The following is a 24,348-nucleotide window of genomic DNA, read 5'->3' on the forward strand; positions in this document are numbered from 1 at the left end:
TACCGATGACGGAGTGACCGGCTTCGTTGAGCGGAGAGACCGCGTCAGCTGCCGAACGCCTGCGGAACGGCGGCGTGCAGGTCGGCGAGCCAGGCCCGCGCGTTGCCGTCGGACGGCGCCCTCCAATCGCCGCGCGGTGACAGTGAACCGGCGGGAGAGACCTTGGGGCCGTTCGGGATGGCCGTGCGCTTGAACTGCGCGAATCCGAAGAACCGTTGCAGGAACACCTCGAGCCACCGCGCGACCGTCACCAGGTCGTACGCCGGCCGCTCACCCTCGGGATAACCCGCGGGCCAGGTTCCCGCATCCGGATCCTTCCAGGCGTGCGCGGCGAGGAACGCGACCTTCGACGGACGGAACCCGAATCGCAGCACGTGGTACAGCGTGAAGTCGTGGAGGTTATACGGACCGATGCGGTCTTCGGTGGACTGCATGCGCCCGTCCTGACCGGCCGGGACGAGCTCGGGGCTGATCTCGGTGTCGAGGACGGCCTGCAACACCTCGACGGTGTCCGCGCTCAGCTCGCCGGCCGAGATCACCCAGCGGATGACGTGCTGGATGAGGGTCTTCGGTATGCCGGGATTGACCGAGTAGTGGCTCATCTGGTCGCCCACGCCGTAGGTCGACCAGCCGAGGGCGATCTCGGACAGGTCGCCCGTACCCACGACGATGCCGCCGTTCTGATTGGCCAGACGGAAGAGGTAGTCGGTGCGCAGCCCCGCCTGCACGTTCTCGAAGGTGACATCGTGCACCGGCTGACCCGAGGCGAAGGGATGCCCCATGCGGGCGAGCATCTCGGATGCCGCGGGTCGGATGTCGATCTCTTCGATCGAGGCGCCGACGGCTTCGGCGAGGGCGATGGCATTGCGCTTGGTCTTCTCGCTCGTCGCGAAGCCCGGGAGCGTGTACGTGAGGATGTCGCTGCGGGGACGCCCCATGCGATCCATCGCCTGAGCGATGACGAGCAGCGCATGGGTGGAGTCGAGGCCACCGCTCACACCGAGCACGGGCTTGGGATCGCCGATCGCCCGCAGACGCTGCACGAGCCCCGACACCTGGATGTTGAAGGCCTCGTAGCAGTCCTGAGCGAGACGAGCGGGGTCGTCGGGCACGAACGGGAAGCGGTCGAGGGTGCGGCGCAGGCCGACGTCGGTCGCGGGCGGCGCGAGCTCGAACGACACGGTGCGGAACTGCGGGCCGACCGTGCGACGGTTGTCGTCGAAGGTGCCCTGACGCAGGCGGTCCTGACGCAATCGATCGAGATCGACGTCGGCGACGCTCCGGCGTGGACCATCGGGGAAGCGCTCGGTCGTCGCGAGCAGCTGTCCGCCCTCGTAGATCATCGTCTGGCCGTCCCACGAGACGTCGTTGGTCGACTCGCCCTGGCCCGCGGCGGCATAGACGTACGCCGCGAGGCACCGCAGCGACTGCGACTGCGACAGCAGGGTGCGGTCGTCGGCACGGCCGATCGTGATGGGACTGCCCGAGAGGTTCGCGAGCACCGTGGCTCCGGCCAGAGCCGCACCCGACGACGGCGGGATCGGAACCCACACGTCTTCGCACACCTCGGCGTGCAGCGTCAGCCCCGGCACGTCGACGGCGTCGAACAGCAGGTCGGGGCCGAACGGCACCGTGGCGCCGTCGACGGTGATGTGCTGGCCCGCCTGGTCGTCGCCGCGGGCGTACCAGCGCTGCTCGTAGAACTCGCGATAGGTGGGCAGGTAGGCCTTGGGGACGACGCCGAGCACTCGACCGCGGTGGATGACGACGGCGCAGTTGAACAGCCGGTTGCCGTGCCGCAGGGGAGCGCCCACCATCAGCACCGGGAGGAGGTCTGCGGATGCCACGACGAGACGCCCGAGCGCCGCCTCGACCGCGTCGAGCAGGGGGTCCTGCATGACGAGGTCGTCGATCGAGTAACCCGTGAGGCACAACTCGGGGAACACCGCGACGGCCACGCCCTCGGCGTCGCACGCGCGGGCGGAGTCGAGCACGGCGTCGGCGTTCGTCGCCGGGTCGGCCAGGGCGACGGGGATCGTGCACGCGGCGACCCGAGCGAAGCCGTGCCGGTAGACGCTCTCGAACGGCAGGTCGGTGATCACCCGTCCAGTCTGTCAGGTGCCTCCGACACGATGGCAGTCCCTTCGCGGCCCGGTCCGGCCTGTGGAGGCACGGATCGTGATGTCGGTGGTCCCCGTTAGCGTGGGTTCCCATGCGGTACATCGAACAAGACGGGCGGATCGTCTGGAGCGCCAGCGATCTCAAGGCGGCGGCCGAGTGCGAATTCGCGTGGCTGCGCGCCATCGACGCCAAGATCGGCCGCATCGCCCCCGTCGACGACCCCGCAGACGCCACGCTCGAACGCGCCGCACAGCTGGGCACCGCGCACGAACTGCGGGTGCTCGACGACTACCGGGCCCGTCTCGGCGGCGCGGTCCGCGAGATCCCCGCCGCGCGTTCCTCCGACGCGGTCGCGCTCGCCGAGGCCGTGCGCCTCACCGACGCGGCCCTCGCCGACCCCACCGCCGAGGTCGTCTACCAGGCCGCCTTCGCCACCGACGAGTTCGTCGGCTTCGCCGACTTCCTCGTGCGCGAGACCCACCCCCGCCCCGACGGCACGCGGCCCTGGGTCGTGCAAGACACGAAGCTCGCCCGCCGCGCCCGCGTCACCGCCCTCATGCAGCTCGCCGCCTACGTCGACCAGCTCGATCGCCTGGGCGTCGCGCGCTCCGACCGCGTGGAGCTGCTGCTGGGCGACGGCTCGACGAGCACGCACCGTGTCGACGACCTGCTGCCGGTCTTCGGGCTGCGGCGCACGCGTCTGCGCGCTCTCATCGCCGACCGCCGCGTCGGGCTCGGTGTCGCCGGCCCGGTCATCGAATGGGGCGACGCGCGGGGTGACCTGGGCGTCGTGGCCTGTGGCCGCTGCGCCACCTGCGAGCTCGAGGTCGTCGCGCACCGTGATCTGCTGCTGGTCGCCGGCATGCGTCCGGTGCAGCGCGATCGGCTGCGCGCGGGCGGCATCCCCACCATCGACGCGCTCGCCAGCGCGACCGAGCCCCCGGCCGCCATGGGATCCGACACCTTCGTCTCGCTTCGCACCCAGGCGCGACTGCAGCTCGACAGCCCGGCGGGCGTCCCCACCGACGCGACGCCGGCGCACGCCGTGCCCACCTACGAGGTCGTCGCACCCAAGTCGCTGGGAGTGCTGCCGCGCCCCGACCACGGTGACCTGTTCTTCGACTTCGAGGGCGACCCGCTCTACACCGAGGGCGTCGGCGCGCACTGGGGCATCGACTACCTGTTCGGTTGGGTCGACACGCGCGAGACCTACGGGGCGCTCTGGGCCCACACATTCGACGAAGAGCGCGTCGCGCTCGAGCGCTTCCTCGACATGGTGGCGCTGCGCCGTCAGCAGTACCCCGGAATGCACATCTACCACTACGCCCCCTACGAGCCCACCCATCTGCTCACGATGGCGGCCACCTACGGGGTGCGCGAAGCCGACGTCGATCGACTGCTGCGCGACGGGATCTTCGTCGACCTCTATCCCGTGGTCCGTCGTGCCCTGCGCGTGGGATCCCGCTCGTACTCGATCAAGAAGCTCGAACCTCTCTACATGGGCGACGAGGTGCGCACGAGCGATGTGCAGCGCGGCGACGACTCGATCGTGAAATACGTCGAGGCCCGGGCGCTCGCGGCCGACGGCGACGCGGTGGGTGCGCAGCGCGTGCTCGACGACCTCGCCGACTACAACCGCTACGACTGCGTGTCGACCCGCCGCCTGCGCGACTGGCTCGTCGACCGGGCGCGCGAGGCCGGTGCGGTGCCGGCCCACGGCGCCGATCCCGACGAGCAGGCCTACGAGCCTTCGCCCCGGGCGACCGCCCTGCAGCGGTGGGCCGCCGCCGTCGAGTCCGGTGCCGATTCGCGCGATGCGACAGCGCTGCGCCTCGCCGCCGCCGCGATCGACTACTACCCCCGCGAAGAGAAGAGCTACTGGGCGACGCACTTCCTGCGGTTGCGCGAGCCGATCTCGGTGTGGGAAGAGACGCGCGACGTCGTGGTCGTCGACGCCGCCCGCTCGCGGGTCGTCACGGACTGGCACATCGCCGAGTCGGGGCGGGGCTCCGAGCGCCGCCTGGTGGAGCTGCGCGGAGAACTCGCCCCCGGAACGCGCCTGAGCCCGGATGCCGAGCCCTTCGCCGTCTACGACCTGCCGGCGCCGTTCCCGCTCGACACCCGCCCGCGTTGGATCCACGGAGCCCGCCGGGTGACGGTGCGCGAGGTGCTCGACGACGGCGCGATCGTCGAAGAGATCGCCGCCGACGGCGTCACCTGGGACGACCTGCCGCTCGCCCTGACCCCGCCGGCCCCGCCGCGCGCGGGCAACCAGCAGAAGGCGATCGACGCGTGGGCCGACGCGGTGCTGACGGTCGCCCCGGCGATGCCCGACGGCGCCGCCGCCGATGTCCTGCGTCGAGTGCCGCCGCGCACCCGTTCCGGCGCCTTGGCACCTGTCACCGCCGTCGACGGTGCCCCGGGCGACGACGAGGTCACCGCCATCGCCCGCAGCGTGGCCGATCTCGACCACAGCTATCTCGCCGTGCAGGGCCCGCCCGGCACCGGCAAGACCTACGTCGGGTCGCACGTCATCGCCCGCCTGGTCGCCGAGCGGGGGTATCGCATCGGCGTCGTCGCGCAATCGCACGCGACGATCGAGCACATGCTCGATCAGGTCATCGCGGCCGGGGTCCCGGCATCCCGGGTCGGCAAGGCGCCGAAAGACCCGAGCGTCCCGCATGCCTTCACGGTTCTCCCGAAGAACGGCGTCGCCGCCTTCACCGCCGAGAACGCGGCGCAGGGTTTCGTCGTGGGCGGCACCGCGTGGGACTTCAGCCACGAGACGCGCATCCCCCGCGGCAGCCTCGACCTGCTCGTCATCGACGAAGCCGGACAGTTCTCGCTCGCCTCGACGATCGCCGTCTCGCTGGCCGCGCAGCGACTGCTGCTGCTCGGAGACCCGCAGCAGTTGCCGCAGGTGAGCCAGGGCACGCACCCCGAACCCGTCGATACGTCGGCGCTGGGGTGGATCATCGACGGCGCCGAGGTGGTGCCCGCCGAGCTCGGCTACTTCCTCGCACGCACCCGGCGTCTGCACCCCGCGGTCGCGGGTCCCGTGTCGCGGCTGTCGTACGAGGGCCGTCTGGCCGCCCATCCGTCGACGGCCCTGCGCCGACTCGACGGCGTCGAACCCGGGGTGCACGTCGTCCCGGTACGCCACCAGGGCAACTCGACCTGGTCGGCCGAAGAAGCGGCCGAGGTCACACGCCTCGTATCCGACCTCGTCGGCCGCGAATGGACGGGCGCCGAGGGAGGGGCCGGTGATTCGGCCGTCGTGCACGAGCCGCGGCCCCTGCGCGCCGACGACATCATCGTGATCACGCCCTACAACGCTCAGCAGGTGGCCGTCGAAGAGGCCCTGGCCGCGGCGGGCTTCTCGGACGTCCCCGTGGGCACCGTCGACCGCTTCCAGGGCAAAGAGGCGGCGGTCGCCATCCTCACCCTCGCGGCGTCCTCGGGGCGCGAGGCACCGCGTGGCTTGGAGTTCCTCCTACTGCGCAACCGCATCAACGTCGCGATCTCGCGTGCGATGCAGGCGGCGTACGTCGTGTATTCACCCGCGTTGCTCGACGACCTTCCGCGTACCCCCGAGGGGGTGGCGCGCCTCAGCGCCTTCGCACGGTTGGTCGACGGAGTCGAGTGAGGGGCCGGGCTGCCCGATCGCCGTCGACGATGGCGCCGAGCCCGGCCCGCTCGCAACCCCGAATCGGGCTGCGCAACCGCGTCAGGCCGTGCCGTACAACCGGTCGCCGGCGTCACCGAGACCGGGCACGATGTAGCCCTTCTCGTTGAGTCGCTCATCGACGGCGCCGAGCACGAGGGTGACGTCGTGTCCCTCGACCTGCTTCTCGATGGCGGCGACGCCCTCGGGGGCGCCGAGCAGGCAGATCGCGGTGACGTCCTGCGCGCCGCGGGCGAAGAGGAAGTTGATGGCCGCACCCAGCGAGCCGCCGGTGGCGAGCATGGGGTCGAGCACGAAGCACTGGCGGTCGCTCAGGTCGTCGGGCAGGCGTTCGGCGTACGTCGTGGGCTCGAAGGTCTCTTCGTCGCGCACCATGCCGAGGAAGCCGACCTCGGCGGTGGGCAGAAGCTTCACCATGCCCTCGAGCATGCCCAGACCGGCGCGCAGGATCGGCACGACGATGGGGCGGGGCTCGCTGATCTTGACGCCCTGAGTGAGGGTCACCGGGGTCTGGATCTCGATCGGCTCGACACGCACGTTGCGAGTCGCCTCGTAGGCCAGAAGGGTCACCAGCTCTTCGGTGAGCTGGCGGAACACCGGCGAGGATGTCTGCACGTCACGCAGCACCGTGAGCTTGTGGGTGATGAGCGGGTGGTCGGCGACGTGGACACGCATAGGCTCAAGGCTAGTCGCTTCCCCTGATCTCCCTCGTCCGTTTTTTCGGAGCCCCCGTGACCCCCACCGCCGCCGACCGCTCCGCGATGCGTCGCGCGTTCGCGCTGGCCGCCGAGGCCGCCGTCGACGGTGATGTGCCCGTCGGCGCCGTCGTCGTCGACGCCGAGGGGCGGATCCTCGGCGAGGGCCGCAATCTGCGCGAGGTCACGGCGGACCCCACGGCGCACGCCGAGGTGCTGGCGCTGCGGGCCGCGGCCGAGGCCCTCGGGTCGTGGCATCTCGCCGACTGCACGCTCGTGGTGACCCTCGAGCCGTGCGTCATGTGCGCCGGTGCGATCCTGCAGGCGCGCGTGCCCCGGGTGGTCTTCGGGGCGTGGGATGCCAAAGCCGGCGCCGCGGGTTCGATGTACGACCTTCTGCGCGACCGGCGCCTGCCGCACCGCGTCGAGGTCGTCGGCGGGGTGGACGAGGACGAAGCCGCCGCGCAGTTGACGGCGTTCTTCGAGGTCCGGCGCGAACACCCGCACGACTACGACGCGTAATCGGGCACCCGCCCTCCGCCCCGCGGCCAGCGTGCGTCAGCGGGGCAGCAGGGGGAGCAGCTCGGCGCCGACGAGATCGGCGTGTGCGACGTCGCGCAGATCCAACAGCTGGAAGTACACCCGCTCGGCGCCCAGCGCCCGCAGGCGCTCGACCTTGTCGGCGATCTGCGCCGGAGTCCCGACGAGGTTGGCGCCGTTGTCGAACTGCGCACGGGTCTGCCCGATCGCGGCGACCCGTCGCTCGATCTCGGCGTCGTCCGTGCCCACGATGGTCGGCAGAGCGACCGAGAGCTTCAGCGTCGCGGGGTCGCGCTCGGCGGTCTCGCAGGCGGCGCGCACGCGCGCGAAGGCAGCCGAGATCTGCTCCTCGGCGACGAAGCCGATGTTGAACTCGGTCGCGTACCGCGCGGCCAGCGCCGGCGTGCGCTTCGGCCCGCCGCCGCCCACGATCACGGGCACCGGTGACTGCACGGGGCGGGGGAGGGCGGGGGCGGCGTCGAGACGGTAGTGCTCTCCGTCGAACGAGAAGGTCTCGGCATCCGGGGTCTGCCACAGGCCCGTCACCACCTGCAACTGCTCTTCGAGCAGGTCGAAGCGCTTGGCGGGGAAGGGGATTCCGTAAGCGGCATGTTCGCGCTCGAACCAGCCGGTTCCGAGGCCGAGTTCGACCCGGCCGCCCGACATCGCGTCGATCTGCGCGACCTGGATGGCGAGGATCGCGGGCACGCGGTAGGTCACCGACGACACCAGGGTCCCCAGGCGGATGCGCGACGTCTCGCGGGCGAGACCGGCGAGCGTGGTCCACGCGTCGGTCGGCCCGGGCAGCGGGTCGCCCTCGCCCATCCGCAGGTAGTGGTCGGAGCGGAAGAACCCGTCGAGGCTGTGCCGCTCGGCCGACTGCGCGAAGGCGAGCTGGTCGTCGTACGAGAAGCCCTGCTGGGGCTCGGTGAACAGGCAGTACTCCACGGGAGCCTCCGGGATGGTCGGGCGGTGCGAGACGGAGAGTGCGGGACGGAGAGTGCGGGATGGGCCGCGTCGAGGCCGCGCTCAGTCGGCGGAGCGCAGGATGATCGCCTCGGTGGGCGGGGCGGGATCGGCCGGACGGCCGACGTAGCCGATGTGCGTGAGCAGGGCCCGGCGGAACGCGGAGGGACGCTCGAGATGAACCGAGTGGCCTGCTCCCTCGACGGGCACCTCGGTGACCTCGCCGCCACGGGCGGCGTAGGCGGAGAGCACGTCGCGCGTCTGCGACACCATGGGCTGCGCGGGGGCGATCTCGTCGCCGGGCCACCCGGGAACGACGCCGAGGGCGCCCAGGTGGTTCACGTCCGAGAACGAGGTGTCGGAGACGATGGCATCCGCCGTTCCGTAGATCCACAGCACCGGGGGCTTGTCGGCCAGGTCGACGATGCCCGAGACGTCGAAGAAGAGGGGCGACAGCGTGTTGAGCGCCCCCGTGCGTCCGGGGGCGAAGCCGGGCCAGGTGGCGGTCGTGATCGACTCGCCCGGGTAGTTGCCCACGGCCGTCGACGTCGAGAGCATCGCCTCGACCCAGACGTCCTCGTGCTCGCTCGTGTACCCGGGCGCGACGTAGGTCGAGCGGAAGACCGAGCGCGGCGACGTCGGGGCGTCGTGGCTCGTGTCGCCGTCGGTGAGTCGCTGGACGAAGTCGGGGTTGGCGGCGCCGGCGCCGGTGCCCGCACCCTCGTCGTCGAGCCGCGAGCCGTCGCGTCGGGTGCCGCCGAACCCGTAGGGCGAGACCGGCGACTGGAGGGTCAGCGAGAGCACCGGGTGATCGAGGGCGTACTGCAGCACGACACCTCCGCCGAGCGACCATCCCACGAGGTGGGCGGAGGCGATGCCGAGGGCGTCGAGCGTCGCGTGCAGATCGTCGCTGAAGTCGCGCACGCCGCGGGTGGCGTCGATGGGGGTGTGCTCGGTGCGACCGAAGCCGCGGAGGTCGACCGCGACGACGCGCAGATCGCTGGGGAGGTCCTGCATGATCTCTTGCCAGAACAGCGACGACGCGACGTTCCCGTGCACCAGCACGACCGTGTGCTCCGGGGGCGTCGAGGGGTCGTCGCCGGAGCGCTCGAGCACATTGACACCCAGCCGGTCGGTCTCGATCAGGCGCGCGGTGATGCCGTCGAAGAGAGTCATGGAAGGTCCTCCGTGTCGATCGCGGGTGCCCCGGTACACCGTCGTCCGACTCTAACGCCCGCCCCTATCGGTCGCACTCAGGGTTGCCTGTCGCGGCGTCGGGGCGCTTCGTAGACTGGAGGCATGACGGATGCCATCACCTCGCTGCCCCCGATCGCGATCCTCGGAGCCGGCTCGATGGGAGGGGCCATCCTGCACGGCCTCGTCGCCGCGGGCCTGAGCGCGGGCGGCGTCACCGCGACCAACCGCTCGATCGCGAAGGCCGCCGAGCTCGCCGATCTCGAGGGAGTGACGAGCGTCGCGCTCGAGGCCCACCCGAACGGCAACATCGAGGCCGCGGCATCCGCTGATGTGGTGTTGATCGGCGTCAAGCCCGCGATGGTGCCCGACCTTCTCGACGAGATCGCCCCGCACCTGCGGGACGGCGCGGTCGTGGTCAGCCTGGCCGCGGGGGTCACCCTCGACACCTTCGCCCGCCACCTCGGCGCGGGTGTCGCGACGCTGCGCTCCATGCCGAACACGCCGTCGCTCGTCGGCAAGGGCGTGACAGGTCTGGCCGCGGGGCCGGCTGCTTCGGCCGACGATGTGGCCGTCGTCCGCGCTCTGTTCGAGACCGTGGGTGCGGTGCTCGAGGTGCCCGAGGAACAGATCGACGCGCTCTCGACGATCTCGGGATCGGGCCCGGCCTACGTCTTCCTGCTGGTCGAGGAGTTCACCAAATCGGCCGTCCGCATGGGCTTCGACGACGCGCAGGCGCGTCTGCTCGCCGAGCAGACCTTCATCGGGGCCACGACGCTCCTGGCCGCCTCCGACGTCGACCCGGCGGAGCTGCGTCGCCGCGTCACCAGCCCCAAGGGCACGACCGAGCGGGCCGTCGCGGTGCTGCAGGAGGCCCGATTCGACGACACCTTCACCGAGGCCGCCGAGGCCGCACTCGCGCGCGCGAAAGAGCTCGCCGAGGGGCGGTGACGTGCCGGCCGAGCACGGGGCCCGTTACGGGCGAAGGCTCCAGGGCGAGAGACTCCGAGCGACTGCTCAGCGGTCGAGCGACGCGAAGCGTTCGATGTCGGAGTTCGTCCCCGACACGATGATGAGGTCGTGGTTCGTGACCACGGTGTTGGCTTCGGCGTAGCGGAACGCCCGCCCGGGGCTCTTCACCCCTACCACGGTCACGTTGTACTTCGAGCGGACACCCGACTCGTTCAGGCCCACGCCGCGTACGAGCTTCGGCGGGTACATCTTGGCGAGCACGAAATCGTCGTCGAAGCGGATGAAGTCGAGCATGCGTCCGCTCACGAGGTGCGCGACGCGCTCGCCGGCTTCGGCCTCGGGGTAGATCACGTGGTTGGCGCCGACACGGGCCAGGATCTTGCCGTGCGACTGCGAGACGGCCTTGGCCCAGATCTGCGGGACCTTCAGGTCGACGAGGTTGGCGGTGATGAGCACCGACGCCTCGATGAGCGAGCCGACGGCGACGACGGCCACCTGGAAGTCCTGCGCGCCGATCTGGCGCAGAGCGTCGATGTTGCGCGCGTCGGCCTGAACGGCGTGCGTGACACGCTCCGACCACTTCTGCACGAGTTCGAGGTTGCCGTCGACGGCCAGGACCTCGCGGTCGAGGCGGTCGAGTTCGCCGGCGCACGCCGCGCCGAAGCGCCCGAGGCCGATGACCAGCACGGGCGCGTCGCTGCGGATGCGTTCAACCAACGATGGGCCTTTCGACGGGCAGCGCGTACAACTGCGATCGAGACGACGCAGCCACGGCCGCGGCGAGTGTCACTGTACCAATGCGGCCCATGAACATCGTGGCGGCCATGACGTAGACGGCGGGGTCGGGAAGCTCCGCCGTGAGACCGGTCGACAGGCCCACGGTCGCGAAGCCCGAGATCACGTCGAACAGGACGTGCTCGATGGGGGCGTCGGTGATGCGGCTGATCGTCACGGTCGAGATCGCGACGATCGTGGCGCCCCACGCGACGACCGAGAGGGCCACGCGCTGCACGTCGCTGGGGATCCGGCGCCCGAACGCCTGCACCGACGGCCGCCCCTTGGCCTCGGAGAAGACCGCGAGGGCGAGCACGGCGAGGGTCGTCACCTTGATGCCGCCGGCGGTGGATGCCGAGCCGCCACCCACGAACATCAGCATCGAGCCCACGATGAGGGTCGCGCCGTTGAGATCGCCGATGTCGATGACCGAGAATCCGCCCGACCTGGTCATGGCGGAGAGGAAGAACGCCTGGAAGGTCGTGTCCCACGCATCCATGCTTCCGAATGTGAGGGGGTTGTCGTATTCCAGCAACAGAATGACGCCCGCGCCGAAGAAGAACAGGATGACCGTGGTGATCAGGGTGAGCTTCGTGTGGAGCGACCACAGACGGAATCGCCAGTGGTGCCGCCACAGGGTGAAGATCACCGGGAAGCCGATCGAGCCGAGGAAGACGCCGATCATCAGCACCGAGAGCAGGAAGTAGTCCTGGGCGAAGGGCGTAAGTCCGTCGGCGTTGGGGACGAACCCGGTGTTGGTGAAGGCCATGGCGGCGTAGTACGGGGCCTCCCACAGGGCGACGATCGGGTCGATGCCCCCGATGATGAGCGAGGGGTAGATGAGCACGGTGAGCCCGGCCTCGATCACCAGCGTCGACAGCGCGACCGTGCGCAGCAGCTGGCCGACCTCGCCCAGACGGACGGTCTGCCCCTCGTTCACCGGTCCGCCGTGCGCCCGCAGGGGGTTGCTGTCTCCGGCGGCGATGAGCTTCGCGCGGAGCCCCAGGCGCTTCGAGATGACCAGGCCGAGGATCGAGGCGAGGGTGAGCACGCCGAGCGCACCGACGTTCACCCCGACGTAGGTGATGACGTGCCCGAGCGGAGACCAATGCGTGTACATGTTGACCGTCGACAGACCGGTCACGCAGATGGTCGACACCGCCGTGAACAGCGCGTCGGCCAGGGGCGTCGCTCGCCCGTCGGCCGACGCCGCGGGCAGCGAGAACAGCGCAGTGAAGAGAAGGATGAGCGTCACGAACACCAGCACCGCGAAACGCGCGGGTGATGCGGTGGTCAGATTGCGCAGTCGATCCCATGCCGTGAACGCGATGCGTCTCACGCGCACGGCCAATCGCACCTCGTTCGGCGTCGCCGCCATGCGCCGCTCCCTTCGGTGCCCGAACCCGAATCATGGTACTCGGGCCGGGGCGCCGCTAATCTGATGCCATGGCGGACATCTTCGACGTGATCGCTGACGGAACGCGTCGCGACATCCTTCAGCTCCTTCTGGACCGGGCCACCGGTGGCGAACGCGGAACGAGCGTGTCGCAGATCGTGGCGTCCCTGGGGGTGAGTCAACCGACCGTCTCCAAGCACCTGAAGGTGCTGCGCGAGGCCGAGCTGGTGTCGGTGCGCGAAGAGGGTCAGCACCGCTATTACAGCCTCGCGGTGGCGCCTCTCGACGAGGTCGACGACTGGCTCGTGCCGTTCTTCTCGGTCGACGAAGAGAACGAGCCCGCACTTCCCGAGTCCGCCGTCCACGCCGCCGAAGTGGTGGGTCGTGCCGCGGCGTCGGTCAAGCATTCCTTCTCGACGGCCTTCCGCAAGCTTCCGGGACGGTGAGGTTCACGGATGCCGCGGAAGAGCGGCATCCGGGAAGCACATTCGTCACAGCACGCCCAGAGGTTTACAGCCTTCACAGCCAGACCCTAGAGTGTGCACAGCATCAGAGGGTGAGTTCACCCGTAACGAGGGGTGAACCATGGCCGAGCTGCCCGACGTGCGATTCCTGACCGTCGCCGAGGTCGCCGAGCTCATGCGCGTGTCGAAGATGACCGTCTATCGTCTCGTGCACGCCGGCGAACTCCCCGCGGTGCGTTTCGGGCGCAGCTACCGTGTGCCCGAATCGGCCGTCGCCGAGGTCGTGCAGCGGCCGGTGTCCGACGTCGGCTAGACTGATCCGAGGCATTTTTTCATCGCCTGCTGTTCCCGGGGGCCGACCACGGCACCCAGACCCCGACTTAGTGAGGTTTTCCGTGGGTTCTGTCATCAAGAAGCGCCGTAAGCGCATGGCGAAGAAGAAGCACCGCAAGCTGCTTCGCAAGACTCGTCACCAGCGCCGCAACAAGAAGTAACGCGGCACGACACCGAGCGCCTGTCCTCTGCGACGGGCGCTTCGTGTATCCGCCCGCGCCGTTCGCCCTCTCGGAGGTAAGCATGCAGTCCATCTCGATCCACGACCTGCACGCGGGACGCGAGCGTCCGCTCATCGACGTGCGCGAGGAACACGAGTTCGCCGCCGGGCACGTTCCCGGGGCCGTGAACCTTCCCATGTCGACCCTGGGCGAACATCTCGACGAGCTCCCCGCCGAGCCGTTCGACGTGATCTGCCAGGCCGGCGGCCGCTCGGCGCGTGTGGTCGAGGCGCTCTCCGCGCGCGGTCACGACGCCACGAACGTCGAGGGCGGCACGGGCGACTGGATCGCCGCGGGGTACGACGTCGCATCCTGATCCGGTGCCCGGACCCGCGTCATCCCGCGCGTCCCGAGCGCCGCGATCCACGGCCCTCCTAGGATGAAGGCGTGACGACCCTCACGCTGATCGGAAAGCCCGGCTGCCATCTCTGCGATGTGGCCGAGCAGATCGTCGAGACCGTCGTGGCCGATCTTCCCGCCGACGTCGCCGACCGTGTCGAGATCGCGCACGCCTCGATCGCCGACGACACGGCGTTGTACGAGAAGTGGTGGGAGAAGATCCCCGTCATCCTGATCGACGGCGAGCTGCACGCGCACTGGCGCGTGTCGGCCGACCGCCTCCGCGCCGCGTTGCTGGCGTCCGAGCCCGAAGGAGCCTCCGCGTGAGCATCCGACACATCGTCCTGTGGAAGCTCGCGGCCGACGACGCCGACACCCGGGCTCTGCACGCCGAGCAGATCGCGGAGCGCCTGCTGGCTCTTCGCGGCGTGATCGACGAGATCGTGCATCTCGAGATCGGTCGCAACGTCGCGTACCCGCAGAACAACTGGGACGTCGCCCTGGTGAGCGAGTTCGCCGACGTCGAGGCGTTGGAGCGCTACCAGGTGCACCCCGCCCACCAAGAGGCTGCGGCCTTCGTGCGCTCGGTCGTCGCCGAGCGGTCGTCGGTCGACTACCCGTTCTGACGCCCGTTCAGCCGATGGGGCGAACGCTCATCGGCCCGGATGCGAGAGCGATCCGGACGTGTGCCCGATCGTCGAGGCGCTGGTCGGGCGCGTGCTCGACGACGACGCGATCGCCGTCGGCGGTGAGAACGGTCGAGCGGCGCACGCTGCCGAGGAAGATGGTCTCCTCGACGACCGCATCGACTCCCGGGGCGCCGTCGCCCACGAGCACGACCTGTTCCGGGCGTACGACGACCTCGCAGTGACCGTCGCTCGCCGCGGCGGCGAGAGGGAGCTCCTGCCCCCACACCTCGACGACGGCTCCCTCGACGATTCCCGGCACGGCGCTGACCGGACCCAGAAGGTCGGCCACCGCGAGGTCGCCGACGCGCGCGAAGACCTCGTCGGGGCGCCCCTGCGCGGCGATACGGCCCTGGTCCATCACGACGAGATGGTCGGCGACGGCGGCGGCCTCGGCGGTGTCGCGCGTGACCCACAGGGTGGTGACCCCGGTCGCACGCAGTTCCCGCACGACGCGATCGCGGGTCTCGGCGCGCGCCGAGGTGTGCAGCGCGGCCAGCGCGTCGTCGAGCACGAGGGCCCGCGGCCGCGACGCGAGAGCCCGGGCGACGGCCCACCGCTGCCGGTCGCCGTGCGAGAGGCGGTGCACCAGCCGGTCACCGGCGCCGAGCCCGACGAGCGCGCCCAGGCGTTCGGCTTCGGCGTCGGGGTCGGCGGTGCCCGCGCGACGGGCGGCGGCCAGGATCGCGGCGCGCACCCGCCCGAAACGAGCGACCGGGGTGCGGTCGCGCACCTCGACGACGCGGGGCGCGGCGGCCCCGGTGCGCCCGTCGATCGTCACGGTGCCGGCATCCGGCCGCTCGGCTCCCGTGATCACGCGCAGCAGGGTCGACGCGCCGCAGCCCGACGGCCCGACGACGGCGACGATGCCGCCCGGCTCGATCTCGAGGTCGATGTTCTCGAGCACCGGGACTCCGGCGCGCGCGCGGCCGACGTCGCGGAGCGAGATCGCCCACCCCCTGCGCGATCGTCCCGCCGGGGACGGGGCGGCCGAGGTGAGGGCGTTCATGGCCCCACGGTAGGGCGGCCGATGAACGCGACGACGCCCGGGGAGTGAACCCCGGGCGTCGGTCGCTCGAACCTTACGGAGCGAGGCGGGTCGGGCCGCGGAAGAGGTACGTCACCTCGCGGATCGACGACTCGCCCAGCAGGAGCATCAGGACGCGCGCGAGGCCCATGCCGAAACCACCGTGCGGCGGGGCACCGAAGCGGAAGAAGTCGAGGTAGAAGTCGAGGTGCTCGGGGTCGAGACCCTTCTCTTTCGCCTGCTCGATCAGCACGTCGACGCGGTGCTCGCGCTGCGCGCCGGTCGTGATCTCGACGCCGTTGAAGAGCAGGTCGTACGACTTCGTCAGCCCGGTCTCTTCGTCGCGCATGTGGTAGAAAGCGCGGATCTCGGGGTGGTAGTCGGTGATGAAGACGAACTGGTGACCGAACGTCTCGGCCACGTGCGCCGCGATCTGACGCTCACCCTCGGGGTCGAGGTCGCCGTCGGTGCGCGGGATGTCGTACCCGCGCGCGGCGACGATCTCACGCGCCTCGGCGAGGGGGATGCGCGGGAAGGGGAGCGTCGGAACCTGCACCTCGATGCCGAAGAGCTCCTGGATCTCGGCGCCGTGCTTGTCGGCGACGGCCTGGAAAGCGCTCTGCAGCAGTTCCTCCTGCATACGGGCGACGTCTTCGTGCGAGTCGATCCAGCTGATCTCGGCGTCGATCGAGGTGAACTCGGTCGCGTGACGGCTCGTGAACGAGGGGTCGGCGCGGAACGCGGGGGCGATCTCGAAGATCTTGCCGAAGCCGGCGACCTGGGCCATCTGCTTGAAGAACTGGGGGCTCTGCGCCAGATAGGCCGTCTTGTCTTCGAAGTAGGGCACCTCGAACAGTTCGGCGTTGGACTCCGAGGGCGACGCCATGAGCTTGGGGGAGTGCACCTCGATGTAGTCGCGCTCGACCCAGTAGGTACGCATCGCGTGCTCGAGAGTGGTCTGCACGCGGAAGATGAGGTTGTTGCGGCGCTGGCGCAGGTCGATGAAGCGCCAGTCCATGCGCTTGTCGGGGCTGCTGTCGGCCGCGATCGGGGTCTCGGGGTTGGCTGCCGCCGCGATGACGAGCTCGCCGACCTTGATCTCGACGCCGCCGAGCTTGACGCGCTCGTCGTGCTTGAGCTCGCCGCGCACGGTCAGGAAGGTGCCGGTCGACAGGGCGCCGATCGTCTCGGTGAGGGCGAGGGCGGCGGCATCCTGATCCGTCGCCTCTTCGGAGGGACGCGTCGCCGGGTTCACCAGCTGCACCGCGCCGGTCTCGTCGCGGAGGACGACGAACTGCACCTTCTTCTGGTCGCGGACGGTTTCGACCCATCCCGACACCTCGACGGGGCCGGCGGGAAGGGATTTCAGCTGGTTGACCAGGACGCGTTCGCTCACGATCGACCAGTCTACGTGCGCCGTGCGCGCGCACCCGGGCGCGAATCTACGATGGGGGCGTGACCTACTCGTTGCCGCCGGAATCTTTCCGGACGATGCGTCCCGAACCGACAGTGCGCAAGGCGCGTGGCTGGGACGTCGCGCTCACGATCATCCTGCTCGTGCTCCTTCCCCTGCTGGCGCTCGGGGCCTCGTACGCGGGAGTGCTGCTGGCGTTCGCCGCCGACCAGTGCGGGCCGTCGAACTGCGACACGGGGCTGATGAACATCGGCTTCTGGACGGCCGTCATCTCGCCCTGGGTCATCCTGCTGATCGGCGTGGTCGCCGCGATCGTGCGCCTCGTGCGCCATCGCCTGGCGTTCTGGGTGCCGCTGGCCACCATCGTCGGGATGGCGGCGGTGTGGTTCATCGCGGCCGCGTTCGTCGGCGCCGGGGTCTCGGCATCCTGAACCGCTCGGGGGCAACCCCCAGGAACCGCGCATGACCGGACCGTAGCCTGGAACGGGCGTCCGGTCGGGCGGCCGATCACCGAGCGCGAAGGCACCCGATGACCGACACCACCCTCACTCTCTCCCCCCTGCGCGCGAGCTCCGGCTCCGAGGACGGGCAGTCGTGGCTCACGTCGCTGGCCGACTGGACCGTGTCGCTCATGGAGATCATCGGACCGGTGGGCGCGGGCGTCGCCATCGCCCTCGAGAACCTCTTCCCGCCGCTGCCGAGCGAGGTCGTCCTGCCGATGGCGGGCCTCACCGCCAGCCGCGGCTCATTCACGCTGTTCGAGGCGCTGCTGTGGACGACCGTCGGCTCGATCGTCGGCGCCTTCATGCTCTACGGCCTCGGGCGGTGGCTCGGAGCCGCGCGTCTGCGTTCGTTCGCCGCGAAGATGCCGCTGCTGCACCCCGAAGACGTCGACCGCACGGTCGCGTGGTTCGAGCGCCACGGCGGCAAGGCCGTGTTCTTCGGGCGAATGATCCCGATCTTCCGCAGTCTCATCTCGATCCCCGCCGGCGTCGCCAAGATGCCGATGTGGCGGTTCGGTCTGCTCACGGGCGCCGGCAGCCTGATCTGGAACACGATCTTCGTGCTGTCGGGCTTCCTGCTGGGCGAGAACTGGCACATCGTCGAGGAGTACGCCTCGATCCTGCAGTACGTCGTGATCGCCGCGGTCGTGATCGGAGTCGCGTGGTTCCTGTACGCGCGCATCCGTTCGCTTCTGGCTTCCCGCAACGACGCCCCGGCGTCGCGCACCGACGCCTGAGCGTCGGAGGACATCGCGGGGTCGAGTTCCCGCCAACGCGGGCGCACACCTCCTGCGGGCCCGGTATCCGCGGGTATCTCCACGTCGAAGCAACCCGCCCCCTCGCTCAGTCAGACCACAGAACCCGCCCGTAGACTGGCATCGTGCCCGCCGATCGCCTTCATCTCGTGCGCCACGGAGAGGTCCACAACCCCCGTCGCGTGCTCTACGGTCGGCTCCCCGGATTCGGCCTGAGCGTCGACGGGCGGCAGATGGCGCGCCAGGCCGCCGAGTACGTCCACGGCCTCGGGCGGCCCGTCTCGGCCCTCATCGCCTCACCGCTGCAGCGCACCCGAGAGTCGGCGGAGCCCTTCGTGACGCTGTTCGGAATCGAGCCCGTGATCGATGAGCGGGTGATCGAGCCGACCAACGTCTTCGAGGGGCGGCGGATGAAGCGGGCGCTCGCCAACCCGCTGAACTGGCGGCATCTGCGTCAGCCCGCTGTTCCCAGCTGGGGTGAGCCCTACGAGCGCGTCGTGGCGCGGGTGACCGAGGCCATGGGCGACGCGTGGGAACGCGTCCCCTCGGGCGACGTCGTCATCGTCTCGCACCAGCTGCCGATCTGGGTGACCCACCTCGCCCTCTCCCACCAACCCACCCGCCACGACCCCCGCAAGCGCCGCTGCGCGCTGTCGAGCGTGACGAGCTTCGAACGGCGAGACGGCGCCGACGGCTCGACGCGCTGGGTCGAGGTGGCGTACGCCGAGCCGGCCACCACCGCCGGAGCCGTCGACGTAGGAGCCGTCTGATGCGCCGAATCCTCACCGCCGCCGGAGCGATGGCCGCCGCCGCGGCCCTCGTGATGGGCCTCGCGGCCTGCACGCCCGACCCCCTCGCCGAGCAGTACCGGGCGGGTGACAACAAGGGCTACATCGCCGCCAACGGGCTGCAGTGGCAGGAGATCCCCGAGTCCGACCGCGGCGAGGCCGTGGAGTTCTCGGGCAGCCTCGACAACGGCTCACCGGTGTCGAGCGCCGACTACGCCGGCAAGGTGCTCGTCGTGAACTTCTGGTATGCCACGTGCGGCCCGTGCATCATCGAGGCCCCGCGCCTCGAGCAGGCCTATCAGAGCTTCCAGGGCCAGGACGTGGCCTTCCTCGGCATCAACACCTACGACCAGCCCGCCACGGCGCTGTCGTTCGCCCGCGATCACGGGGTGTCGTACTCGAGCGCGATGGCCGTCAACGACGGCGAGCTCAAGCTCGCCTTCGCCGACAAGACCCCCATCAACGCGACGCCCACCACCCTCGTGCTCGACAAGCAGGGCCGCGTCGCCGCCCGCGTCATCGGCGAGCTCCCCGAGGCCTCGATCCTCGAGTCCATGGTGCGCACGCTGGTCGCGGAGCCCGCGTGAACCCGGGCGCTCTCGTCTTCGACGGCGCACTCTGGGTGGCTCTTCCCCTCGCGCTCGCCGCCGGTCTCATCTCGTTCCTGTCGCCGTGCGTGCTGCCGCTCGTGCCGGGGTACCTGGGGTACATCGGCGGTGCCGTCGCCCCGCGCGGGGGCTCGGCATCCGGAGCCGGCCGGGGGCGCCTGCTCGGTGGGACCCTCCTGTTCATCGCGGGATTCACCGTGGTGTTCATGGCGATCAACGTGCTCGGCGGGGCCGCCGGCATGTTCTTCACGCGCTACGGCGACGTCATCACGCGCGTCATGGGTGTCGTCATCATCCTCATGGGACTGGTGTTCATCGGCCTCTTCGGGGTGGCGCAGCGCTCGGTGCGGCTGCAGTCGCGCGACAACCTGGGCCTGATCGGTGCCCCCCTGCTCGGCATCGCGCTGGGCATCGGCTGGACCCCCTGCATCGGCCCGACGCTGGCGGCGATCCTCTCGGTGTCGTACAACCTCGGCGACCCGGGTCGGGCGGCGCTGCTGGGACTGGCGTACTCGCTGGGGCTCGGCATCCCGTTCGTGCTGCTCGCCCTCGGCTTCGGGTGGGCGACGCGCTCGGTGTCGTTCGTGCGCAAGCACATCCGCGTCGTCAACCTCATCGGCGGCGGCCTTCTCATCGCGCTCGGCCTGCTCATGGTCACGGGCGTCTGGGGCCAGTGGATGTCGACCCTGCAGGGAGTGATCGGCAATGTCCAACTCCCGCTCTGATCGAGGAAAGACCGTGACCGAACCCGCCGACGGCGTGCTGCGCCCGTCCGACCACGCCGACTCCGTCGTCGCGGACGGCGCCGGCGACGACATCGTGCAGCCGCGCCTCGGCGTCGTGGGATGGGCGCGCTGGGGGTGGCGTCAGCTCACCAGCATGCGCACCGCCCTCGTGCTGCTGCTCCTGCTCGCGATCGCCGCCGTTCCCGGCTCGCTCGTGCCGCAGCGCACCGCCGACCCCAACGGCGTCACCCAGTACTTCACCGACAACCCCGACCTGGCGCCGGTGCTCGACAAGCTCAGCCTGTTCGACGTGTACAGCTCGCCGTGGTTCTCGGCGATCTATCTGCTGCTGTTCATCTCGCTGATCGGCTGCGTGCTGCCGCGCACGAAGCACCACTGGAAGGCCCTGCGCTCGCAGCCCCCGCGCACGCCCGCGCGGCTGTCGCGCCTGGACGACCACCGCACCCGCCGCCTCACGGTCGCCGGAGACGCGGATGCCGTCGCCGCGGCCGCCGTCGACAGCGCCGCCGCTCAGCTGCGCAAGAGCGGATACCGCGTCGCCCGGTACGACGGGCGCGGCACGTACTCGGTGTCGGCCGAGCGCGGCTACCTGCGCGAGACGGGCAACCTGGTCTTCCACGCGGCCCTGGTGGGCGTGCTCATCGCCGTCGGCGTCGGAGGCGGCTTCACCTACACGGGGCAGCGGGTGCTCGTGGAGGGCCAGGCGTTCGCGAACAGCCTGCTCGACTACTCCTCGTTCAACCCCGGCCGCTTCGTCGGCGGCGACACGCTCACGCCGTACTCCATGACGCTCGACGCCTTCGACGTCGCCTACGTGCCGCCCGGCCAGCCCGGCTCGGGTCAGGCGGGCGACTTCGTGGCGCACATGACCACGCGCGCCCCGGGCGGCGAGCCCGAGAACGGCGAGGTGCGCGTCAACCACCCGCTCGACGTGCAGGGCGACCGTGTCTACCTGCTGGGCAACGGCTACGCGCCCACCGTGACGATCCGCGACGCCGAGGGACGGGAGGTCTTCCACGACTCCGTGGCCTTCCTTCCCCAGGATGCCAACATGACCTCGCTCGGCGTCATCAAGGTCGCCGACGGACTGCCGCAGCAGCTCGGCCTACTCGGCTTCTTCTACCCGACGATGGACGTGCTGCCCTCGGGCGCGCTCACCTCGACCTACGGCGCGCTGGAGTACCCCGTGCTGACGCTGCGCGTCTACGAGGGCGACCTCGGCATCGACGACGGCACGCCCCGATCGGTCTACACGCTCGACCCCTCGGGGATGACGCAGATCGCCGGCGGTGACAGCGGCACCCCCGCCCTGCAGCTCATGCCGGGAGAGACCCAGGATCTGCCGAACGGTCTCGGCACCATCACGTTCGAGAACGAGGCCCCCGCCGGCGCCTCCGGGTACGACGGTTCGGTGAAGCGCTTCGCCTCGCTGTCGATCCATCGTGACCTCGCCGGTCCCTGGGTGCTCGCCTTCGCGCTGCTCGCGCTGTTCGGGCTCATGACCGCGCTGTTCGTCCCGCGTCGGCGCATGTGGGTCAAGGCGACGCCGCAGGGCGACGCCGTGGTCATCGAGTACGCGGGCCTGGCCCGCGGCGAAGACCCCACCCTCGGCGCCGCCGTCGGCCAGCTCGCCGAGAAGCACGCCTCCTCCCTTCCGACCCCGCGCCACCCCGACACCGGAAAAGTAGACTGACACCATGCCCGGAACCGACCCGCTTCTCCTCGACGAGATCTCCCTCCTCCTGGTGTGGACGGCGGTCACCATCTACGTGCTGGCGTTCATCGCCTACGCGATCGACCTCGCACGACGCTCCGACCTCGCGCTGAAGGCGAAGGACGACGTCGTCGCCCGCGAGCTCGTCACCGCGGGGGGCGGGGGAGTGATCGGCGGATCCACCGGGTCGTCGGCATCCCCTGCCGCAGCGAAGCCCCGCTACCTCTGGGCGCGGCTGGGAACGGTGCTGACGGCGCTCGGGTTCGTATTCCACCTCACCGCGACCGTGCTGCGCGGCATCGCCGCCGAGCGGGTGCCGTGGTCGAACATGTACGAGTTCGCGATGACCGGTCTGCTGCTCATCATCGCGGTGTACCTCGCCGTGCTCACCCGCTACGACCTGCGCTTCCTGGGCGCGCTGATGACGGGCCTCACCGTGCTGCTGCTCGGCGGGGCGACGCTCGCGTTCCACGTCGAGGTCGTGCCGCTGGCCGACCCGCTGAAGTCGGTGTGGCTCGTGGTCCACGTGTTCGTCGCCAGCCTGGCCACGGCCCTGTTCGCCCTGGCGTTCGGTTTGTCGGTGGTGCAGCTCATCCAGACGCGCCGAGAACGCAAGCTCGCCGAGGCGGCGCCGTCGGACGACGCGCCCAAGCGCAGCTTCCTGCGGACGGTCCCCAAGGCCGACGCGCTGGAGTCGCTCGCCTACCGCTTCGCGATCGTCGGCTTCATCTTCTGGACGTTCACCCTCATCGCCGGGTCCATCTGGGCGAACGACGCGTGGGGCCGGTTCTGGGGCTTCGACACCAAGGAAGTCTGGACCTTCGTGATCTGGGTGCTGTACGCCGGATACATCCACGCCCGCGCGACCCGCGGCTGGCGCGGCACCCGCTCGGCGTGGCTGTCGATCATCGGCTTCACCGCCGTGCTGTTCAACTTCACGATCGTGAACGTGTTCTTCAAGGGACTGCACGCGTACAGCGGTCTGACGACCTGACGCGGGGCGTCGGTCTGCCCGTTGAGTGTCCAAGACACGCCGCGTGCCCGCTGTGCGTGGCGGCGTGTTGTGGACACTCAACGGTCTTGTAGCCGCTGAGGGGCGCGCGCCGAGCGCGGGCGGTGCTCCGTCGCGCGCACGCCGCGAGCGGGCGGGCGCTCTTGCGGGGCCTCTGCCGTGGCTCGCGCCGCGGCCGGGGCTTGCCCGTTGAGTGTCCACGACACGCCGCGTGCCCGCCGTGCGTGGCGGCGTGTTGTGGACACTCAACGGTCTTGTAGCCGCTGAGGGGAGCCGGCCGAGCGCGGGCGGGGCTCCCTCGCGCACGCGCCGAGAGCGGGCGGGCGCTCTTGCCGGGTCTCTGCCGTGGCTTGCGCCGCGGCCGGACCCTTCCCGTTGAGTGTCCAAGACGCGCCGCATCTCCGCCACGCATAGCGGCGTGTCCTGGACACTCAATGGGGAGGTGCGGCCAGCAGGGCGCTGCGAACCGGTGCGACGATGAGCTGGTTCGGCGCGTCGAGATGATGCGCGAGGACGCGGACGAGGGTCCATCCCGCGTCGCTGATCGCCCGCCACCGGTCGGCGTCGCGGCGGAACTGCGCGGCTTCAGCGTGATGGCGCCCGTCGTATTCCACGGCGACGCGCTGCTCGGGGTAGGCCATGTCGAGCCTGGCGACGAAGAGCCCCGAGGCTGTCCGGAGCGTCCAGTTGAGCTGGGGCTCGGGCAGACCGGCATCCACGAGGACGAGACGCACGGCGCTTTCGCGCGGTGACTCCGCACCCGGGCGAACGAGACCGGCCGCCTCACGGAGCGCCACCGCCCCGCGCCGTCGGGCGCGCATCGCCACCTCCTCGAGGTCCGGCACCGGATCGCCCTGGGCCACGAGCCAGTCGCCGACCGCGACGAGGTCGTCCACGCGCAGCACGGCGCCGAGTTGCGCCCACGTCTCCGTTCGAGCGGCGACGGGCAGATCGTCGAGGAGGGTGATTCCGTCGGGCGGCATCACCAGGCGGTGTCCGGTGACCCTCGAAGTGCGGGGCTCCCGAGCGGGCGGTACCGCCGAGACGTGCAGCTCTTCGCCGTGCGGAAAAGGCAGCGGCATCCCCCACAGTGAGGCGGCCGTGACGTGGCTGAAGAACTGGCCCCCCGACATCCGCGGGAGGTACGCGTGGCATCGCTCCGCGACGGAACCGAGTCCGGGGTCGTCGCCGGCGTACCGGACGCCGTGGAACGGCGACCGCAGGTCGCGAGCGCGGAGCCTTCTGGGCGGGATGCCGAGACGGTCCGCGTCGCGAACGTGGAACGCGGTGTCGAGCTCGGCGGGGAGAGGTCGAGGGTGCATGCCCGACAGCAGACACCGGGCACGGTGCCCCGCGCTGCGCGCCCCCGCCCCGCGTGTGGACAACCCTCCCTGT

The 24,348-nt window shown here is 70.5% G+C and carries 25 protein-coding genes; 16 read left to right on the plus strand and 9 right to left on the minus strand.

Going from position 1 to position 24,348, the window contains the following annotated elements:
* Positions 1 to 44: 44 nt before the first annotated feature.
* Positions 45 to 2,102, minus strand: coding sequence for an NAD(+) synthase (locus BJP65_RS12300; RefSeq protein ID WP_070409330.1), 2,058 nt, complete (start codon positions 2,100 to 2,102; stop codon positions 45 to 47).
* A 110-nt stretch (positions 2,103 to 2,212) separates the two neighbouring features.
* Between BJP65_RS12300 and BJP65_RS12305 the strand changes: the two genes are divergently transcribed.
* Positions 2,213 to 5,767 carry a bifunctional RecB family nuclease/DEAD/DEAH box helicase gene (locus BJP65_RS12305; RefSeq protein ID WP_070409331.1) on the plus strand — a complete coding sequence of 1,185 codons (3,555 nt, stop codon included), beginning with the start codon at positions 2,213 to 2,215 and terminating at the stop codon, positions 5,765 to 5,767.
* 81 nt (positions 5,768 to 5,848) lie between these two features.
* Here the strand turns inward: BJP65_RS12305 and upp are convergent, their stop codons facing one another.
* Positions 5,849 to 6,481 carry a uracil phosphoribosyltransferase gene (gene upp, locus BJP65_RS12310; RefSeq protein ID WP_055839143.1) on the minus strand — a complete coding sequence of 211 codons (633 nt, stop codon included), beginning with the start codon at positions 6,479 to 6,481 and terminating at the stop codon, positions 5,849 to 5,851.
* An 86-nt stretch (positions 6,482 to 6,567) separates the two neighbouring features.
* Here upp and tadA point away from each other — a divergent pair, with 86 nt between their 5' ends.
* A complete protein-coding gene (gene tadA / locus BJP65_RS12315) occupies positions 6,568 to 7,023 on the plus strand; it encodes a tRNA adenosine(34) deaminase TadA (RefSeq protein WP_070409999.1) in 456 nt (151 codons plus the stop codon).
* A gap of 36 nt (positions 7,024 to 7,059) precedes the next feature.
* Here tadA and BJP65_RS12320 read toward each other — a convergent pair whose 3' ends face one another.
* Both BJP65_RS12320 and BJP65_RS12325 read right to left on the minus strand, forming a co-directional pair.
* On the minus strand, positions 7,060 to 7,989 hold the full coding sequence (locus tag BJP65_RS12320) for an LLM class F420-dependent oxidoreductase (RefSeq protein ID WP_070409332.1): 930 nt from the start codon (positions 7,987 to 7,989) through the stop codon (positions 7,060 to 7,062).
* Between the two features lie 81 nt (positions 7,990 to 8,070).
* On the minus strand, positions 8,071 to 9,183 hold the full coding sequence (locus tag BJP65_RS12325; protein WP_070409333.1) for an alpha/beta fold hydrolase: 1,113 nt from the start codon (positions 9,181 to 9,183) through the stop codon (positions 8,071 to 8,073).
* 123 nt (positions 9,184 to 9,306) lie between these two features.
* On the opposite strand from BJP65_RS12325, the gene proC reads away from it, so the two are divergent.
* On the plus strand, positions 9,307 to 10,152 hold the full coding sequence (gene proC, locus BJP65_RS12330; protein ID WP_070409334.1) for a pyrroline-5-carboxylate reductase: 846 nt from the start codon (positions 9,307 to 9,309) through the stop codon (positions 10,150 to 10,152).
* A gap of 66 nt (positions 10,153 to 10,218) precedes the next feature.
* On the opposite strand, the gene BJP65_RS12335 is transcribed toward proC, so the two are convergent.
* Positions 10,219 to 10,890, minus strand: coding sequence for a TrkA family potassium uptake protein (locus tag BJP65_RS12335; RefSeq protein ID WP_055839130.1), 672 nt, complete (start codon positions 10,888 to 10,890; stop codon positions 10,219 to 10,221).
* Positions 10,883 to 12,325: a TrkH family potassium uptake protein gene (locus BJP65_RS12340; protein WP_156459471.1), complete on the minus strand. Its 1,443-nt coding sequence runs from the start codon at positions 12,323 to 12,325 to the stop codon at positions 10,883 to 10,885. Before BJP65_RS12340 ends, BJP65_RS12335 begins: the two co-directional genes overlap by 8 nt.
* Positions 12,326 to 12,393: 68 nt before the next feature.
* Between BJP65_RS12340 and BJP65_RS12345 the strand changes: the two genes are divergently transcribed.
* From BJP65_RS12345 to BJP65_RS12365, 6 genes are all read left to right on the plus strand, one after another.
* Complete coding sequence (locus tag BJP65_RS12345) at positions 12,394 to 12,789, plus strand: helix-turn-helix transcriptional regulator (protein ID WP_055839127.1); 396 nt, start codon at positions 12,394 to 12,396, stop codon at positions 12,787 to 12,789.
* Positions 12,790 to 12,928: 139 nt separating this feature from the next.
* On the plus strand, positions 12,929 to 13,120 hold the full coding sequence (locus BJP65_RS12350; protein WP_055839125.1) for a helix-turn-helix domain-containing protein: 192 nt from the start codon (positions 12,929 to 12,931) through the stop codon (positions 13,118 to 13,120).
* Positions 13,121 to 13,202: 82 nt separating this feature from the next.
* On the plus strand, positions 13,203 to 13,301 hold the full coding sequence (locus BJP65_RS16325) for a 30S ribosomal protein bS22 (RefSeq protein ID WP_003792170.1): 99 nt from the start codon (positions 13,203 to 13,205) through the stop codon (positions 13,299 to 13,301).
* An 82-nt stretch (positions 13,302 to 13,383) separates the two neighbouring features.
* On the plus strand, positions 13,384 to 13,677 hold the full coding sequence (locus BJP65_RS12355; protein WP_055839123.1) for a rhodanese-like domain-containing protein: 294 nt from the start codon (positions 13,384 to 13,386) through the stop codon (positions 13,675 to 13,677).
* A 71-nt stretch (positions 13,678 to 13,748) separates the two neighbouring features.
* Positions 13,749 to 14,027 (plus strand): glutaredoxin family protein, encoded by a 279-nt coding sequence (locus BJP65_RS12360; protein WP_070409335.1) that lies wholly within the window; start codon positions 13,749 to 13,751, stop codon positions 14,025 to 14,027.
* On the plus strand, positions 14,024 to 14,326 hold the full coding sequence (locus tag BJP65_RS12365; protein ID WP_055839115.1) for a Dabb family protein: 303 nt from the start codon (positions 14,024 to 14,026) through the stop codon (positions 14,324 to 14,326). The genes BJP65_RS12360 and BJP65_RS12365 overlap by 4 nt, the downstream gene beginning before the upstream one ends.
* 7 nt (positions 14,327 to 14,333) lie before the next feature.
* On the opposite strand, the gene BJP65_RS12370 is transcribed toward BJP65_RS12365, so the two are convergent.
* Both BJP65_RS12370 and aspS read right to left on the minus strand, forming a co-directional pair.
* Positions 14,334 to 15,395: an ABC transporter ATP-binding protein gene (locus BJP65_RS12370; protein WP_070409336.1), complete on the minus strand. Its 1,062-nt coding sequence runs from the start codon at positions 15,393 to 15,395 to the stop codon at positions 14,334 to 14,336.
* A 73-nt stretch (positions 15,396 to 15,468) separates the two neighbouring features.
* Entirely contained in the window at positions 15,469 to 16,809 is a 1,341-nt protein-coding gene (aspS, locus tag BJP65_RS12375) for an aspartate--tRNA(Asn) ligase (RefSeq protein ID WP_070409337.1), read from the minus strand.
* A 113-nt stretch (positions 16,810 to 16,922) separates the two neighbouring features.
* Between aspS and BJP65_RS12380 the strand changes: the two genes are divergently transcribed.
* From BJP65_RS12380 to ccsB, 7 genes are all read left to right on the plus strand, one after another.
* Positions 16,923 to 17,258, plus strand: a complete 336-nt coding sequence (locus tag BJP65_RS12380; RefSeq protein WP_055839107.1) for a hypothetical protein — start codon at positions 16,923 to 16,925, stop codon at positions 17,256 to 17,258.
* Positions 17,259 to 17,356: 98 nt separating this feature from the next.
* Positions 17,357 to 18,067 (plus strand): DedA family protein, encoded by a 711-nt coding sequence (locus BJP65_RS12385; protein ID WP_055839102.1) that lies wholly within the window; start codon positions 17,357 to 17,359, stop codon positions 18,065 to 18,067.
* A 143-nt stretch (positions 18,068 to 18,210) separates the two neighbouring features.
* The gene (locus BJP65_RS12390) at positions 18,211 to 18,855 is read left to right on the plus strand and encodes a histidine phosphatase family protein (protein ID WP_070409339.1); all 645 of its coding nucleotides are present in this window, start codon (positions 18,211 to 18,213) and stop codon (positions 18,853 to 18,855) included.
* Positions 18,855 to 19,460: a TlpA disulfide reductase family protein gene (locus BJP65_RS12395; RefSeq protein ID WP_055839098.1), complete on the plus strand. Its 606-nt coding sequence runs from the start codon at positions 18,855 to 18,857 to the stop codon at positions 19,458 to 19,460. Before BJP65_RS12390 ends, BJP65_RS12395 begins: the two co-directional genes overlap by 1 nt.
* Positions 19,457 to 20,206 (plus strand): cytochrome c biogenesis CcdA family protein, encoded by a 750-nt coding sequence (locus BJP65_RS12400; RefSeq protein ID WP_070409340.1) that lies wholly within the window; start codon positions 19,457 to 19,459, stop codon positions 20,204 to 20,206. The genes BJP65_RS12395 and BJP65_RS12400 overlap by 4 nt, the downstream gene beginning before the upstream one ends.
* Positions 20,187 to 21,920 carry a cytochrome c biogenesis protein ResB gene (locus tag BJP65_RS12405; protein ID WP_070409341.1) on the plus strand — a complete coding sequence of 578 codons (1,734 nt, stop codon included), beginning with the start codon at positions 20,187 to 20,189 and terminating at the stop codon, positions 21,918 to 21,920. The genes BJP65_RS12400 and BJP65_RS12405 overlap by 20 nt, the downstream gene beginning before the upstream one ends.
* A 4-nt stretch (positions 21,921 to 21,924) precedes the next feature.
* A complete protein-coding gene (gene ccsB, locus BJP65_RS12410) occupies positions 21,925 to 22,935 on the plus strand; it encodes a c-type cytochrome biogenesis protein CcsB (RefSeq protein ID WP_070409342.1) in 1,011 nt (336 codons plus the stop codon).
* Between the two features lie 449 nt (positions 22,936 to 23,384).
* On the opposite strand, the gene BJP65_RS12415 is transcribed toward ccsB, so the two are convergent.
* Complete coding sequence (locus BJP65_RS12415; RefSeq protein ID WP_070409343.1) at positions 23,385 to 24,275, minus strand: endonuclease domain-containing protein; 891 nt, start codon at positions 24,273 to 24,275, stop codon at positions 23,385 to 23,387.
* Between the last annotated feature and the right edge of the window lie 73 nt (positions 24,276 to 24,348).

Origin of the sequence: Microbacterium sp. BH-3-3-3, assembly GCF_001792815.1 — a bacterium.
Lineage (GTDB): Bacteria > Actinomycetota > Actinomycetes > Actinomycetales > Microbacteriaceae > Microbacterium.

Bases quoted from the DNA above. Each gene is read 5' to 3' on its own strand.
- BJP65_RS12305 (WP_070409331.1), top strand. From the start codon at position 2,213: ATGCGGTACATCGAACAAGACGGGCGGATCGTCTGGAGCGCCAGCGAT.
- upp (WP_055839143.1), bottom strand. From the start codon at position 6,481: ATGCGTGTCCACGTCGCCGACCACCCGCTCATCACCCACAAGCTCACG.
- tadA (WP_070409999.1), top strand. From the start codon at position 6,568: ATGCGTCGCGCGTTCGCGCTGGCCGCCGAGGCCGCCGTCGACGGTGAT.
- BJP65_RS12325 (WP_070409333.1), bottom strand. From the start codon at position 9,183: ATGACTCTCTTCGACGGCATCACCGCGCGCCTGATCGAGACCGACCGG.
- proC (WP_070409334.1), top strand. From the start codon at position 9,307: ATGACGGATGCCATCACCTCGCTGCCCCCGATCGCGATCCTCGGAGCC.
- BJP65_RS12340 (WP_156459471.1), bottom strand. From the start codon at position 12,325: ATGGCGGCGACGCCGAACGAGGTGCGATTGGCCGTGCGCGTGAGACGC.
- BJP65_RS12345 (WP_055839127.1), top strand. From the start codon at position 12,394: ATGGCGGACATCTTCGACGTGATCGCTGACGGAACGCGTCGCGACATC.
- BJP65_RS12350 (WP_055839125.1), top strand. From the start codon at position 12,929: ATGGCCGAGCTGCCCGACGTGCGATTCCTGACCGTCGCCGAGGTCGCC.
- BJP65_RS12355 (WP_055839123.1), top strand. From the start codon at position 13,384: ATGCAGTCCATCTCGATCCACGACCTGCACGCGGGACGCGAGCGTCCG.
- BJP65_RS12370 (WP_070409336.1), bottom strand. From the start codon at position 15,395: ATGAACGCCCTCACCTCGGCCGCCCCGTCCCCGGCGGGACGATCGCGC.
- BJP65_RS12385 (WP_055839102.1), top strand. From the start codon at position 17,357: ATGACCGACACCACCCTCACTCTCTCCCCCCTGCGCGCGAGCTCCGGC.
- BJP65_RS12395 (WP_055839098.1), top strand. From the start codon at position 18,855: ATGCGCCGAATCCTCACCGCCGCCGGAGCGATGGCCGCCGCCGCGGCC.
- BJP65_RS12405 (WP_070409341.1), top strand. From the start codon at position 20,187: ATGTCCAACTCCCGCTCTGATCGAGGAAAGACCGTGACCGAACCCGCC.
- ccsB (WP_070409342.1), top strand. From the start codon at position 21,925: ATGCCCGGAACCGACCCGCTTCTCCTCGACGAGATCTCCCTCCTCCTG.
- BJP65_RS12415 (WP_070409343.1), bottom strand. From the start codon at position 24,275: ATGCACCCTCGACCTCTCCCCGCCGAGCTCGACACCGCGTTCCACGTT.